This is a genomic window from Acinetobacter larvae (assembly GCF_001704115.1).
In the GTDB taxonomy this organism is placed as follows: domain Bacteria; phylum Pseudomonadota; class Gammaproteobacteria; order Pseudomonadales; family Moraxellaceae; genus Acinetobacter; species Acinetobacter larvae.
The window spans coordinates 1,003,458-1,018,781 of record NZ_CP016895.1 but is presented as its reverse complement, the minus strand read 5'-3'; the positions used below and the strand labels follow the sequence as shown (position 1 = coordinate 1,018,781).

Below are 15,324 nucleotides of genomic sequence, written 5' to 3'. Positions count from 1 at the left end.
GAGGATGATTGAACATGAATCATAGCGTTATGCCCTTTCAAGCTTCACCCTATACTGCTTATATGCAACAAACTCAAGTTGAGTTAAGCAATGGGCAACGTTTACATGTGGAAATCGGCGGTGCACCAGATGCCCCAACAATTTTACTGGTCATGGGATTAGGTGCGCAGTTACTCTTTTGGCCGAATAGCTTTTGTCATGCTCTGATTCATCAGGGCTTTCGCGTCATTCGCTATGACAATCGCGATATCGGTCTATCCTCTAAAATCAAACATCGTGGTAAACGACTCAATGTCATCAAAATGATGGGACGTTTCGCAGTCGGCTTAAATAATCAGGGTGCCCCCTACAATCTTTATGACATGGCAGAAGATGCCGCACTCTTGATTGAGCATCTAAAACTCCAATCGGTACATGTCATTGGCGCCTCAATGGGCGGTATGATTGCACAAATATTGGCAGCAAAATATCCAGATAAAGTCGATAAACTGGCATTATTATTTACCAGTAATAATCGACCTTTTTTACCACCACCCTACCCGAAGCAGTTATATAGCTTATTGGGAAAACCCCAAAGCAATGATGAACAAGGTATTATCGACCATACAGTCAAAATGTTTAACAGCATTGGCTCACCGGGCTATGTCAATCCGATAGAAAGCCTGTGTACCGCACGGCGACTTTATCAACGCAGTCATTATCCTACTGGTGTGCGTCAACAGTTCTTAGCCATTTTATGCACTGGATCATTGCTAGAACTTGATCAACAAATCAAAGCTGACACATTGGTCATACATGGTTCACGTGATCGCTTATTACCGCCACCGCATGGCAAAGCTGTGGCAAAAGCGATATCAGGTGCTAAGTTTGAATTAATTGAAGGAATGGGGCATGATATTCCCTCGCACTTCATTCCTCAACTGAGCAATTTATTTGCGCAACATTTTACTCATAAGAACTAGGACATTATGGCTGCATTACCTTCTCTCAGACAGCTGTCATATTTAGTGACCTTATCTGAAACCCTACATTTCACGGAAGCTGCACGCCGTTCTTTTGTTACCCAGTCCACGCTATCTGGCGGCATCATGGAACTAGAACGGCTATTAGGTGGCGTATTGGTTGAACGCGATCGTCAAAACGTCCGACTGACCCCTTTGGGCGAACAAGTTGTCGCCCGAGCCCGTGTACTGTTAGCGGATGCGCAAGATTTAATGCGACTGAGCCGCGAAATGAGTGAACCCTTAACTGGGGATTTACATCTGGGGATCATCCCGACCATTGCGCCCTTTATCTTGTCAGCACTCTTAGAAGAAGTACATCAACAACTTCCCAAGATACAGCTACATTTGCATGAAGCACAAAGCGAAAAAATTATGGAAAAACTAGAGCATGGTCAGCTCGATATGATTTTACTGGCCTTGCCTTTTAATACCCGTAATCTCAAAGTCGCAGAAATTGCTAGAGAGGATCTCTACTTGGTCTGCAATACCGCAGATCAAAATGCCATGCATGCCACCAATTTAGATGAGCTGGATCTGTCTCATCTGATGTTACTTGAAGAAGGTCATTGTCTACGCGATCATACCTTGAGTGCTTGCCCGATCGATGAGCGCAAAAATGATCATCAACTCAAAGCCAGTTCACTCCCGACGTTGGTTGAAATGGTCAACTCCAATCTAGGCTTTACCTTATTGCCACAGATTGCAGTACAGACCCAATTCCTCAAGTCACAAGAGCATATCTGTGCCAAAACCATTGCCAATGCACCATCTCGTACCTTGGCTTTGATTACCCGTAAGAGCACACCTTTGCAAAATGAATTTGATGTCTTATTGGAAATCTTACACAAAATCATGCATCAAATGGACCTCAGCATCTAAGACTGAAACTAAAAGTAAGGCTTAGACTGAAAACTTTCAGCAAAAATGATGTCTTAGACCAACAAAAAGCGCGGCAATTGACCGCGCTTTTTGTTGTTTCCTACTTTAGCGTTTAGCCTGCTTAACTGGTTAATTTTGTCGAGACCATAAAAATGCTGAAATTTCTTTGAGCTCTGTCGCACCACAGTCAAAATATGCTAAAGCTTCTGCCGCTTGCTGATATAGCTGTTCAGCATAGGCTTTGGCTGCATCCAATCCCATCAATGCTGGATAGGTTGATTTATCGACTTCGATATCTTTACCAGCTGTTTTGCCAAGCATTTCGGTATCTGCCGTAATATCTAAAATATCATCTTGTACCTGAAACGCTAAGCCAATGGCTTGACCAAATTGGCGTAACTTCGCCATTGCTTGATCATGACTGGGGAAAATAGTACTGGCACTGAGTAAAATTGCAGCTTGAATCAATGCACCGGTTTTATTGCGATGAATCTGTTCAAGTTGTGCTTGATCGACCTGTTGCCCTTCAGCTTGTAAATCTAAAACCTGACCACAAACCATTTTTGAGGCAGCAGTAGCCAAAATCTGCATTTGTTTTAATACAATAGAATCTGAAACGGGCTGTTGCTGATCAAATAAACGGCTAGACAGGACCTCAAAAGCCATCGACTGTAAAATATCACCCGCCAAAAGCGCCTTGTCTTCACCATAGGCAATATGACAAGTTGGTTGACCGCGACGCAATGAATCATTATCCATACAGGGTAAATCATCATGTGCCAATGAATAGCAATGAATTAGCTCAACCGCGACGGCGGCACGTCGCACCGCAGCAAAATTGGTATTATCGCCAGTTAAAGCTGCTGTGCCATAGCATAATGCGGGACGAATGCGTTTTCCCCCCAACATTACAGCATGATAAACGGCTGATTTTAAAGGTTCTGGCAAAGAAAAGGCATCTAATGCAGTCTGCAAATCCTGTTGAATCTGTTGCTGTGCCTGCACGATGACGTCTGCACGAATTGTCGTTATCGATGTCACAATTACCTCGACCTTTTATCTTAAACTTACGCAGCACATGAAAGGGGGCTGCATGCATTGCGATTGCCTATCCCATCATGATCAGCTTAGAGAAATACCTCAAATCCTAGCTGCGAGTGTATACCAAATTGCTGCCAAATGGAGAACAATTCAAGCGATTGGTGGAATATGCACCCATCCTTCCATCAAGATTCGTGCACTACGACTCATCACCACTTTGTCAATTTTCCATTGACCATCAGCTTGTTGAGAGGTTTCAGCACCGACTTGTAAGATACCCGAAGGATGTCCAAAACGTAGTGTCGTGATAGCCCCTCCGCCAGCTGCAAGATTGACCAGCGTATTGGGTACGGCGGCAGCGGCAGCAATGGCAACCGCAGCTGTTCCCATCATGGCATGGTGTAATTTACCCATCGATAAAGCCCGCACAACAATATCGATCTGCTCTGCTGCAATCTGCTTGGCACTGGATGCCTGATACGATTTGGCTGGTGCAACAAAGGCAATTTTGGGCGTATGTTGACGCTGCTCGGCTTCTGCCACATCTTGGATTAAGCCCATTTTCAGTGCAGCATAGGCACGTATTTTCTCGAAACGCGCCAATGCCGCTGCATCATTGTTTATCTCATCTTGTAACTCGGTGCCGTTGTAGCCCAAATCTTCAGCATTGAGAAAAACAGTTGCAATCCCCGCATTGATCATACTGACCTGAAACTGCCCTAAATCTGGCACATCGAGTATCTCTGAAACCTGACCTGTTGGAAATAACCCCAAGGCGCCAGTATCCGCTGGATCAATAAACTCTATCTCAACTTCAGCAGCAGGAAAAGTCACACCATCGAGTTCAAAATCACCAAGCTCTTGTACTCGTCCATCCCGCATGGGAATATGGGCGATGATGGTTTTTTGAATATTTTGCTGCCAAATACGTACTTCACAGCGTCCATTGCTGGGAATCTTTTCTGCCGCAAGCAAACCTTGTTGGATTGCAAAAGCACCAACTGCTGCGGTGAGATTGCCACAATTACCACTCCAATCGACAAATGCCCGATCAATTGCTACTTGTCCAAATAAATAATCCACATCATGATCTGGACGCTGACTAGGACTCAAAATGACCGTTTTACTGGTACTCGAACTGGCGCCGCCCATGCCATCAATTTGCTTGGCATAAGGATCTGGACTGCCCATAACCCGTAATAACAGTTGATCACGCGCTGCCCCTGCAACTTGTGCAGCAGCGGGTAAATCTTCTAATTTAAAAAAAATCCCTTTACTGGTGCCGCCACGCATATACGTTGCGGCAACTTTGATTTGTGCTAAATCATGATTCATAGCTCTATTCCTTGCTTTTACTCGGTCAATTATGCCGTCAGTACACAGCCAGTGCTAAAGTCTAGCCGAGTAATTTTTTAATATGGCGTTTGATATGAAGATATTAGACTGCTTTTACCTGAATGAATACGCTCAATCTCTGCGGCTTTAGTCTTAAACCATCTATAAGGATTGGTCATTAAAAAACGCTTGGGTTTCCGAATGCACGACTTTGTATCTAGTCGTAACGCAACCAATCTATTACAATCCCCCTCATTAGTCTTTCTTGAGCCATTGACATTGAGCAACGATACAGAACAATTACATCGTGGATTGAAAAATCGCCACATCCAACTCATCGCCATGGGCGGCGCCATCGGAACCGGTTTATTTCTCGGCTCTGCAACGATTATCCAAAATGCTGGACCTTCTATTATTTTAGGCTATGCCATTGGTGGTTTTATTGCCTTTCTCATTTTACGCCAACTCGGTGAAATGATTGTACATGAGCCTGTTGCAGGTTCTTTTGCACATTTTGCCAATAAATATTGGGGTAAATTCCCAGGTTTACTCTCTGGCTGGAATTATTGGCTAATGTTTATTTTAGTGGCGATGACTGAACTGACTGCCGTCGCCAAATATATTCAGTACTGGTGGCCACAAATTCCCTCGTGGATTTCGGTATTGGTCTTTTTTATTGCCATTACTTGCGTCAACCTTGCCAATGTAAAAACCTACGGTGAATCTGAATTTTGGCTCTCGATTATTAAAGTCGTTGCCATTGTTTCCATGATTTTATTTGGTCTGTATTTATTGGTTGATCCAGCACCCGGCTCAGGTGTAAGCATCACCAATTTATGGGAACATGGCGGCTTCTTCCCCAATGGCTTTGGTGGGCTATTCTTTATGATGGCATTTTTAATGTTTTCCTTCGGTGGTATCGAACTCATCGGTATGACTGCCGCCGAAGTACAAAACCCTAAAAAAGTCATGCCTAAAGCGATTAACCAAGTGGTTTGGCGTATTTTAGTCTTTTATATTGTATCGTTAACGATTATTTTATCGCTGGTGCCTTGGAATCAATTACAACTGGGTGACCTCGATAAAAGCCCCTTTGTCATGATCTTTAGTCAATTGGGCATCGATTGGGCGGCCAATCTACTCAACTTTATTATTTTAACTGCAGCACTCTCGGTATATAACAGCGGTATGTATGTGAATAGCCGTATGCTGTATAGCTTGGCGCAACAAGGGCATGCACCTAAAATTTTTGCCAAAGTAAACAAACGTAGTGTTCCAATCCCAGCGGTACTGTTCTCTGCCCTGTTAATATTCGGCTGTGTTTTACTTAACTATTTTGTCCCCGAAAAAGCTTTGAGCCATTTGATGTATGTCGTCGTTGCAACTTTAGTTTTAAACTGGGCATTGATCGCACTGACCCATCTAAAATTTATCCAATATAATAAAAAGCATCAAGTACAGACCAACTTTCGTGCGCTATTTTCACCACTCAGCAACTATATCGTTTTGGCTTTTATTGTCATGTTGTTGGTGATTATGTGGATCATGGGCTTCCAAGAATCGGTCGCACTTATTCCAGTCTGGATTGCTTTAATGGCCGTCATCTATTGGTTTATGCAACGACATAATAAAAAATCCACATAAACCTCTGGGGATATACCACAAGATGTGCTGCTGTATATCCCCCTCGCAATCTGCTGCATTTCGCTTCGGCACATAGGAATTGTGCGATTAAATCAGCACATGGTATTTATGCTTTAGCCCTTTATTGGAATCCAACGGTGACTGACAGTACAACACATTTAAAACGTGGTTTGAAAAATCGCCACATTCAACTCATCGCCATGGGCGGCGCTATTGGCACTGGATTATTTCTAGGCTCAGCACATGTCATTCAAACTGCTGGACCTTCGATTATTTTAGGCTATGCGATTGGTGGTTTCATTGCATTTTTAATCATGCGCCAACTGGGAGAAATGATTGTCCACCAACCCGTTGCTGGATCATTAAGCTATTTTTCTGATCGTTATTGGAACCCCTTTGCTGGCTTCTTAGCCGGTTGGAATTACTGGATCTTATATATTTTAGTCGCCATGACGGAGCTTACCGCGATTGCCAAATATATACAGTATTGGCTCCCCGACCTACCGACATGGATTACTGTATTATTTTTCTTCGTTTTGGTGACGATTATTAATTTCGCCAATGTCAAACTTTATGGTGAATCTGAGTTTTGGCTAGCGATTATCAAAGTCGTTGCTGTCTTAGCCATGATTGCCTTTGGCTTATATCTACTGATCACAGCTGGTCCCACAAGCAGCGCCAGTATCAGTAACCTATGGCAGCACGGTGGCTTCTTCCCCAATGGTTTTAGCGGTCTGTTTTATATGCTGGCATTTTTAATGTTCGCCTTTGGCGGTATTGAACTGATTGGTATGACAGCAGCTGAAGCAGAAAATCCAGAAAAAACGATTCCTCAAGCAATTAATCAAGTGGTTTGGCGCATTCTAGTATTTTATATAGGTTCCCTCACCATTTTATTATCACTTGTACCTTGGAACCAATTAGAACTTGGTGGTTTAGAAAAAAGCCCTTTTGTTTTTATTTTTAGTCAACTCGGTATTCATTGGGCTGCGCATTTACTCAATTTCATTATTTTAACTGCTGCCCTGTCTGTTTATAACAGTTGTATGTATGCCAATAGCCGTATGCTTTATGGCTTAGCACAACAAGGCAATGCTCCGAAAATATTTAAACAATTAAACCGTCAAGGCGCACCTTTTGCAGCAGTTTTATTTTCTTCAGTCCTCATATTTGGCTGTGTGTTACTCAATTACTTTGTCCCTGAGAATGCATTGAGTTTACTCATGTATGTCTCTGTCACGGGTCTAATCTTGAATTGGGCATTAATCACCATTACTCACTTAAAATTTAAACGCCAAATCAAACAGCAACAGATAAACAGCAAATTTCCTGCGCTTTGGTCACCACTGAGTAATTATATTATTTTATTATTCATTGCACTTATTTTGTATATTATGTGGACACAAGGCTTTGCTTTATCTGTAAAACTTTTACCCATTTGGATTATGCTGGTTTATCTAGTGTATTTAGTCTTACAAGCCAATAAACGCCGCCCTTAAAAATGTGGAAAACAGTGCTTTTGTTTTAGGCTGTTTTCCGTTACATTATGCGCATTAAACGCTCTTAGCTCAACGGGATAGAGCAGTTGCCTCCTAAGCGACCGATGTGGGTTCGAGTCCCGCAGAGCGTACCATAAGAAGTTATGTAGAAATACGACAATGTCTACCATAGCCTTTGATATTCAATAGTTTCCCTAATAAAACAAATGTGTTTGTACGACATAGTACGGCATAATTTGATTTTATTAAGAGTACATAATAGAGTACTCACATTAGATCGCTAAAACTGTACTCCTAAAATGGCTAGGATCAATAGTTCAGGACAAGGGTGTTTTTTTTAAAGTGAATAGGGTCTGTTGACATTTGTTGCCTAAAAAAATAGCGAGGTAGTAAAATCAAATCGCCAAACGTAATTTTACACTCGCTATGCCTCGTACAATGTTAAATGATCAACACTGGTCTAAGTTAAAATCTATTTTCAGACATTTTAATATTTATCTCAAATTAAATTTACGAAATTTTATTGAAGCCATCTTATTTCGTATTAGAACGGGATGTCCTTGGAGAGATTTACCTAAAGAATTTGGTAATCATAATTCAATCTTTAAAAAATATAATCGTTGGTCTAAAAATGATAAGCTTATGAATATATTTAAGTTATTTAGTAAACATGCTGACAAAGAATGGATTTTTATTGATGGCAGTCACGTCAGAGCACATCAACATTCAGCAGGAATTAAGCATCAAGACATTTCTAAAAGTATCGGTGGTAATAGCTCTAAAATACATTTAGCAACTGATTCTAATGGTAATCCAATAGACTTTATTATTTCTGACGGGACATCTCATGACATAAAAATTGCCCCAGCCCTAGTATCAAAACTGGATTTGACTGAATCAGAAATACTATGTGCTGATAAAGGTTATGACTCTGAAAGTCTGAGAAATCAAATTGAAGCGACTAAAACAAAAGCGAACATTCCTAAAAAATCCAACACAAAATCTAGTAATGATTATATGGACTGGTATATGTATAAAATCAGGCACTTAGTTGAGAATACATTCTGCAGATTGAAACAGTTCAGAGGAGTTGCTACACGATATGACAAGCTAAAGCGTAATTATCAAAGTGCTGTTGCCTTAGCTTGTATCTATATTTGGTTGCCTCTTTAGATCAATTTATCGACTGTAAATGTCAACACACCCTAATCACTTTCTTTCCATTGCCTTGATATTAATCGGTCAGTTTCCAACATCGTTACTCTTTAGGTTAATGGGAAATTTCATGGTTTAATACATTTTGTATTTATAATTTGGTTTTAACTTTATGAGAAAGCAATATCATTTTAGGAAAGTTGGAAATGATATCTATATTTGGGATGTACATAATCTAGTAAAGCTAACTAAAAATTTTAAGGTGAAAGAAATTCCACTATCAGAAATTAGGGAATTAGAAGAGGCGTATTGGTATCCAGATTCCCATCCAACAACTCAAGAAATCATTGAACACATGCAATTAATTCGTAAGCATCCGGTGAACGCCCCTTTAAATTACATCAGATTTTTTAGATAGTGCCTATATTCATTTATAGGTATTTATCATGACTTCAGAAACCCTAAATTCTGCATCAACAAAATTCAGAAAAGCCCGTAAAATATATAGTCCAGCTGAACGTGCCGAAATACTTAAACTTTGCAAACAGCCAAATGCATCGATTAACGAGATTGCTAAGCTTCATGATATTCATGAAAATACGCTTTATAAATGGCGACATAAAGCCAAACAGCAAGAACTCATTTCAGAACAAGTAAATCCTCAGGCTGAATTTATTTCGATTCCTTTGAATATGGCACCTGATCAAAAGCAAAGACTGAATAAGGTCATTCGTATTGAACTACCGAATCCAGAAAATCACTCATATCCTGTGATTTTAGAATGGCCTATTGAGTCAGCAACCGAGCTCAGCCTTTTTATTACTCGGCTTATGTCATGATTAAAATTGATGAAATTTGGCTCTCGACCCAGCCGATGGATATGCGTGTTGGTGCTGATACGTTAATGACGCAAGTGCTCAAGGCTTTTGGCTGTATTAAACCACACTGTGCCTATCTATTCTGCAATAAGCGTGGGGATCGCATGAAAGTATTCGTCCATGACGGATTCGGTATTTGGTTATGTGCTAGAAAACTTGAACAAGGTAAGTTTCACTGGGCTGGGCAGCATCAAGGAGAAAACATCTCGCTTAATGCAGAGCAATTACAGGCATTAATTCAAGGTTTGCCTTGGCAGCGCATTGGTCGACAGCAAGTGGTCACCATGCTCTAAACCAAACTCAGGCATTCTGCTATTCTCCAAAGGTTCTATTTCATCGTATTCATTATTTGAGGCATACTATGCCCATGAATACGATGCCTGATTTAAGCCAACTCACCCATGAACAACTGCTAGAATTTACCAGACAGTTGGCCGTGCAGCATCAAAAGATAGTCCGAAGCAACCAACAATTAGACGTTAAAATCCAAAACCTTGAAGTATTAAACCAACATCTTGAAGTCCATAATCAACACCTTTCAGTGCTCAATAAAAAATATGAGCATGAGCTCGCACTATTTAAAAAACATAAATTCGGCAGTAAAAATGAACATCTCACTACAAAGCAAATCCATCTGTGGGATGAAGCTGTTGAAGAAGATATCGCTGCTGTCGATTTAGAACTGGAACGGTTAAATGCAGATAAAACCGATCTAAAAACACAGAAAGCCAAAGCCAATACACCTAAACGTCGCCAGTTGCCAGAACACTTAGAAACAGTCCGCATTGAGCATGAACCTACATCAACCCAATGCGCATGTGGCTGCCAACTCCGTCGTATCGGTGAAGATGTCAGTGAAAAACTGAATTTCAGACCGGCACAGTTTTATAAAGAACAACATGTCCGTGGTAAATGGGTCTGTGATCAGTGCGATACTCTGACTCAGCAAGCGATGTCCGCCTATGTGATTGATAAAGGGATTGCTGCACCTGAGTTACTCAGCCATGTTTTGGTTTCTAAATATGCAGATCACTTACCTCTGTATCGTCAGCGTTTGATGTATCAGCGTGTCGGTGTTGATTTATCTCGTTCAACACTCTCTGACTGGATCGGTCGCTGTGGTATAGAGCTTGAACCGTTGGTTGATGCATTAAAACACGTTCTATTACAACACCGTGTCATTCATGCTGATGAAACGCCTGTAACGGTTATGCAAATTGGTGAGAAAAAACCGAAAAAGGGCTATGTCTGGGCTTATGCCAGCACGCAATTTAGTCCTATTCAAGCTGTGATCTATGACTTTCAGCCAAGCAGATCGGGGCAACATGCTGCAGATTTCCTTAGGACATGGCAAGGACAACTGGTTTGTGATGATTATAGTGGTTATAAAGCACGCTTTACTTCGGGTCAGATCACTGAGATTGGTTGTATGGCCCATGCCCGTCGTAAATTCCATGAACTGCATGTGAGTGGTAAAAGTCTAATTGCTGAACAAGCCCTTTTACTGATTCAACAGCTCTACCAAGTTGAAACAGAATTAAGAGAGGTACCAAACTGTACAGTAGAACAACGAAGACAGCGAAGGCAACAAGATAGTCAACCGATCATGCAGCAACTCTATGACTGGCTCAAAGAGCATCAGCTTAAAGTTCCTCCGAGTTCATCTACAGCTAAGGCGATTAATTATAGCCTCAAACGTTGGCCTGCATTAACACGCTATTTGGATGATGGTGATCTACCTATATGTAATAACTGGATAGAGAATCAGATGCGTCCTTGGGCTTTAGGCAGAAAAAACTGGCTATTTGCAGGGTCATTACGTAGCGGTCAACGTGCAGCAAACATCATGACGTTAATTCAATCTGCGAAACTTAATGGCTTAGATCCATCTGCTTATTTAAGTGATGTACTTAAGCGCCTACCGACGCATAAAATGAAACATATCGAACAGTTATTACCGCATAACTGGCAAGCCCTAGAAAATCAATAGGGCTTGGTCGGATGCTTACATTAATTCAGGAAGCTGATTTAGCTTATCCTATTATTCTATGTTCGCAAGGGAGATTAATGGATGGCATGCATAGGGTTGGGAAAGCCCAAATTTTAGGAAAAAAATTAATTTCTGTTGTTCAATTTAATGTTGACCCTAAGCCTGATTTTATTAATATTGATGAAGATGATCTGACTTATGATGATTAAGTTCTCCTAAAACTAACATAATACACCTTATACAAAACCAAGTTAATTATATATTTTAAATCAAATATTTAAGCTATATCCAAACACATTATCCCTTTGAATAAGGTGTTTTTTCTCGTTTATATGATTTCAGGTTTATTGTAAAGACAAGCTAAACTATTTAGACCACCCCTCCCACAACCTTATGACATCAGCTGCGTGTCCGTCAGCTACTTTTGCCACTGTTTGAAGTGTGTAAGTTTGCCCTCATTCCGAGGATAAATTCTTACCTCCTGCATGAGATAATCTATGCGAAGCCAACATAACCTGATCTTTTAGCAGTAACTTTAGAAGTACCGCAAGGAAATGCTAAACTACTTCTAAAATGGTACTGCTAAAATGGCTAAAAACTGGAACAAAATACATTTAAAAGTTTTTGTTACTTTAGTATGTCAAGCAAATAAAATCATTTTCACTCTAATTTTCTTTTAAAATCATAAACTGACGAATACTATAATAACCATCAGCTAGTACCCAATCTAATTTACACATGGTATTCTGCATCTCATCCCAAACATCGTTATTTTTTAATACTTCAACAGTTAACTCCCCCTGATTATTGCCTACAAATAATCTAAACCAAGCCAAATGATCTAAATCAGATTCTTGCTCGATTTGTGCCTGAAGTTGCTCGAACCAATGGTTGGGTAATTCTGGAAAAGTGTCTAAATTGATTAAGCGCGTACCCATTGCACCAAGGTACACCGTATAGTTTTTATCTTGTATCTGCCACTGTATAACATCAACTTGGTCATCGGGTTTTAATCCCCAAAAGGCTACCGCAAAAACATGGAATGAATTAATACAAAAATTTTTCAGCGCATCTGGAATCGCTTCATCACTACTCTCCCCAATACCAGCAAAACACTCAATCATAAGGGTTTGATCTGAGTGGAATACTTCTACTTGTAAACAACCATTTGTATCGTAGGGAAACCATAACATCCGAATAGCGGGATATTGCTCAAAATCATGATATGGAACCAACCAATCCTCTTCCATAGTATAAGGAATTGCATGCTGGTCAAATAATTGTTGTAGGGGCTCAATAACTGGAAAAGACCGCATCACATAAAATGCCATAATTAAAATTATTTTTATTTAACCTTGATTCCATTTGAACAGTCAACTGCTTATTTTATTGATTATTTTATTGATAGTTTTATAGAGAATTCCGTGCACTTCTAAAGCATTGTTTTTTTTAACCAAACAAAACCAAGCAAACATGCTGCCTATGCAAAAATATGACCCACAGCATGTTTGCTTTCCTGCTAGAACTTATAGGTTAATCCTAGATTATAATTGCGCCCTTCACCCCAAGTATAAGTGCTATACCAGCTAAAGATGGTGTAATATTTTTCATCTAAAAGGTTATTAATATTAAAGCTCAAAGCCAATTGATCATTTACTTTATAATTAGCCATTGCATCAACAACCCAATAATCATCAACCACATGTTTAACCTGTTGGCTATAGATAGGATTACTCACCTGCCCCCAAGTTTTATCTTGCCAACGTACCCCCCCGCCCAATGTCAGCCCAGCAACCCAAGGGTCCATTTTATAACTGCTATATAAAGTAAATTCATTTTCAGGTGTTAAAGTCGAAACTTTTTCGCCTTGTTGCTTAGAAATTTTATGGTTAAAGCCAGCATGCAAATTCCATTGCGGTAGAATTTCCCCAGTAATTTCTAATTCAACGCCTTTGGTTTTTACGCCTGATATCGCTTGATAAGCTGTGCCGCCAGAAGGTGTTAATACACCTGGAATTTCTACACCAAAATTATCTTGCTTCAACTGAAAATAGGCCAAACTGGTATTGAGACGCCCATTATAAAACTCTCCTTTTAGTCCGACTTCATAGTTCTGCCCTTCTAAAGGATCTAAGCTTTTACCATCGCGATCTTGCTTCGACTGTGGATTAAAAATCGTGGTATAACTGCCATACAAAGCAAAGTTGTCATTCAAATCATATACGGCACCGATATAAGGTACAAAAATTCCAGATTTCTTCACTTGCTCAGATTTATAATTGGCAATACGTCCACCTAAAATAATTTTAAGATCATCTAAAACATGCCAACGTGATGTAGCGTAAAGACCATTTTGTCGTGTTGTCTCACGATTATCATAATGACTGCCCTGTGACCAATTCGGCTCAGGAACATCACCGACCCAACCATAATAATCATTAAATTGCGTGTTATAACCCGGCTCTGGTCCATAACCATCATTTTTCCATGTGCTTTTAGAAATATTACCGCCCAATACTAATTCATGTGTGCGACCAAATAACTGAAAAGGTCCAGTCACATAAATATCTGCAGCATCACTTTTGGTTTCACCAATATAACGTCCAGCCCACATACTGGTACCCGCGCCATCAACTGGATTGGGATGCCCAGCAGCCAGAGCACCCAGTGCTGTATCATAACCATTAATTTGATGATTGAGCTGTAATTTCGCGACCCAATCATGCTCAAACTGATGTTCTAAAGTTGCAAAAATGGTTCGCGTATACTGCTCCCAATAACTCCAACGCGCACCATTGTTAAAATGCCGCGGCATATCATTAAACTCGCCCTTGGCATTATAAATCGGGATGCCTCCCCAGGTTGAGTTTTTCGGCTTGGAATCCTGATAATCCGCACCAATGGTCAATAAGGTCCGATCGCTCAAATCTGCTTCTACAATTCCATAAAAAACAGGAGTTTTACGTTCATAACGATCCAACTGTGATTCTTTATATTGATATGCCGCCACACCACGGGCACGAATACTGCCCTGTTGATTTAATGGTCCACTCACATCAAGCTCAGCACGATATTTATGCCAAGAGCCTATCCCTAAGGAAACATGTCCTTGTAAATCTTGCGTTGGTTTTTTACGAATAAGATTGATCGTCGCACCGGGATCACCTATGCCGGTCAATAATCCTGTGGCACCTTTTAATACTTCAATGCGGTCATAAATCGCGGTATCACTTAAAGTATTTCCCGCTGAATAAGATGAATCTCGTCGCATCGGAATGCCATCATACTGAAAATTCTGTATGGCAAAACCACGGGAATTATACTCAGTGCGTTCACTGTCATAGGTCACGACACTCACACCTGGAGTGTGGTTCATCACATCATCAATCGAGGTCAGATTGAAATCATCCATTTCCTGACGGTTAATCACGCTAATACTTTGCGGTGTTTCTTTCGGCTTTAGCACCAAGCGTGTTGCTGTTGCAATACTACCCGGTGAATATGTGCCAGAATTTTCTGTGATTTCTCCAAGTTGATTGGCTTGTAAAGTAATGGTTTCGAGTTCTTGTACCTCTGTACTATTTTTTACCACAGCAAGGTCTTCTACAGCAGCATGTAAAAGACTACTCGCAAATCCTGCGATGCTACCCAGCATCAATAGCTGAATGGCTCTAGACAGTTGTTTCTTTTTAAGATCAGATAGTTTTCGATATGACATAAGATATCAACTCATTATGGGGTAGATTAATTTTTAAAAAATTTAAGTCAAATAGGATGAATGATTGTTTTAATGCTAACAAAACCCGGCGCTTATGCTCATCACGGCTAAAAAATCTGCAAGTTTCACGCTGCAAAACTTGAGCAGAGAACATCGATAAATCATCAGCAAATACTGTTAA

General features: G+C 40.4%; 12 protein-coding genes, 1 tRNA gene and 2 pseudogenes. 11 read left to right on the top strand and 4 right to left on the bottom strand.

The window, feature by feature from the left end; all coding sequences use genetic code 11:
- The first annotated feature begins 14 nt into the window (after positions 1-14).
- Positions 15-962: an alpha/beta fold hydrolase gene (locus BFG52_RS04585; RefSeq protein WP_067553122.1), complete on the top strand. Its 948-nt coding sequence runs from the start codon at positions 15-17 to the stop codon at positions 960-962.
- A 6-nt stretch (positions 963-968) separates the two neighbouring features.
- Positions 969-1,883: a LysR family transcriptional regulator OxyR gene (gene oxyR, locus BFG52_RS04580; RefSeq protein WP_067553121.1), complete on the top strand. Its 915-nt coding sequence runs from the start codon at positions 969-971 to the stop codon at positions 1,881-1,883.
- Positions 1,884-2,012: 129 nt separating this feature from the next.
- Here the strand turns inward: oxyR and BFG52_RS04575 are convergent, their stop codons facing one another.
- The gene (locus tag BFG52_RS04575; protein ID WP_067553119.1) at positions 2,013-2,924 is read right to left on the bottom strand and encodes a polyprenyl synthetase family protein; all 912 of its coding nucleotides are present in this window, start codon (positions 2,922-2,924) and stop codon (positions 2,013-2,015) included.
- A gap of 150 nt (positions 2,925-3,074) precedes the next feature.
- A complete protein-coding gene (gene prpF / locus BFG52_RS04570) occupies positions 3,075-4,259 on the bottom strand; it encodes a 2-methylaconitate cis-trans isomerase PrpF (RefSeq protein WP_067553117.1) in 1,185 nt (394 codons plus the stop codon).
- Positions 4,260-4,538: 279 nt separating this feature from the next.
- On the opposite strand from prpF, the gene BFG52_RS04565 reads away from it, so the two are divergent.
- The 9 genes and pseudogenes from BFG52_RS04565 to BFG52_RS04525 all read left to right on the top strand — a co-directional run.
- Complete coding sequence (locus BFG52_RS04565) at positions 4,539-5,903, top strand: amino acid permease (RefSeq protein ID WP_067559130.1); 1,365 nt, start codon at positions 4,539-4,541, stop codon at positions 5,901-5,903.
- Positions 5,904-6,040: 137 nt separating this feature from the next.
- The gene (locus BFG52_RS04560; RefSeq protein WP_067553115.1) at positions 6,041-7,402 is read left to right on the top strand and encodes an amino acid permease; all 1,362 of its coding nucleotides are present in this window, start codon (positions 6,041-6,043) and stop codon (positions 7,400-7,402) included.
- 58 nt (positions 7,403-7,460) lie between these two features.
- Positions 7,461-7,536, top strand: a tRNA-Arg gene (locus tag BFG52_RS04555).
- A gap of 292 nt (positions 7,537-7,828) precedes the next feature.
- Positions 7,829-8,575: an IS5 family transposase gene (locus tag BFG52_RS04550; protein WP_067553113.1), complete on the top strand. Its 747-nt coding sequence runs from the start codon at positions 7,829-7,831 to the stop codon at positions 8,573-8,575.
- A 154-nt stretch (positions 8,576-8,729) separates the two neighbouring features.
- Positions 8,730-8,951: pseudogene (locus tag BFG52_RS04545) on the top strand (hypothetical protein); the annotation flags it as partial.
- Between the two features lie 52 nt (positions 8,952-9,003).
- Positions 9,004-9,396, top strand: a complete 393-nt coding sequence (locus BFG52_RS04540) for a transposase (RefSeq protein ID WP_067553111.1) — start codon at positions 9,004-9,006, stop codon at positions 9,394-9,396.
- Positions 9,393-9,728, top strand: coding sequence for an IS66 family insertion sequence element accessory protein TnpB (gene tnpB / locus BFG52_RS04535; protein ID WP_067553109.1), 336 nt, complete (start codon positions 9,393-9,395; stop codon positions 9,726-9,728). The genes BFG52_RS04540 and tnpB overlap by 4 nt, the downstream gene beginning before the upstream one ends.
- A gap of 74 nt (positions 9,729-9,802) precedes the next feature.
- Positions 9,803-11,425 (top strand): IS66 family transposase, encoded by a 1,623-nt coding sequence (gene tnpC, locus BFG52_RS04530; RefSeq protein WP_067559128.1) that lies wholly within the window; start codon positions 9,803-9,805, stop codon positions 11,423-11,425.
- A 14-nt stretch (positions 11,426-11,439) separates the two neighbouring features.
- Positions 11,440-11,634, top strand: a pseudogene (locus BFG52_RS04525) (hypothetical protein); the annotation flags it as partial.
- A 456-nt stretch (positions 11,635-12,090) separates the two neighbouring features.
- On the opposite strand, the gene BFG52_RS04520 reads toward BFG52_RS04525, so the two are convergent.
- Together BFG52_RS04520 and BFG52_RS04515 are read right to left on the bottom strand one after the other, a co-directional pair.
- Positions 12,091-12,741, bottom strand: coding sequence for a DUF6348 family protein (locus tag BFG52_RS04520; RefSeq protein WP_157758068.1), 651 nt, complete (start codon positions 12,739-12,741; stop codon positions 12,091-12,093).
- A gap of 203 nt (positions 12,742-12,944) precedes the next feature.
- Positions 12,945-15,143 (bottom strand): TonB-dependent siderophore receptor, encoded by a 2,199-nt coding sequence (locus tag BFG52_RS04515; protein ID WP_067553105.1) that lies wholly within the window; start codon positions 15,141-15,143, stop codon positions 12,945-12,947.
- Positions 15,144-15,324: the final 181 nt, after the last annotated feature.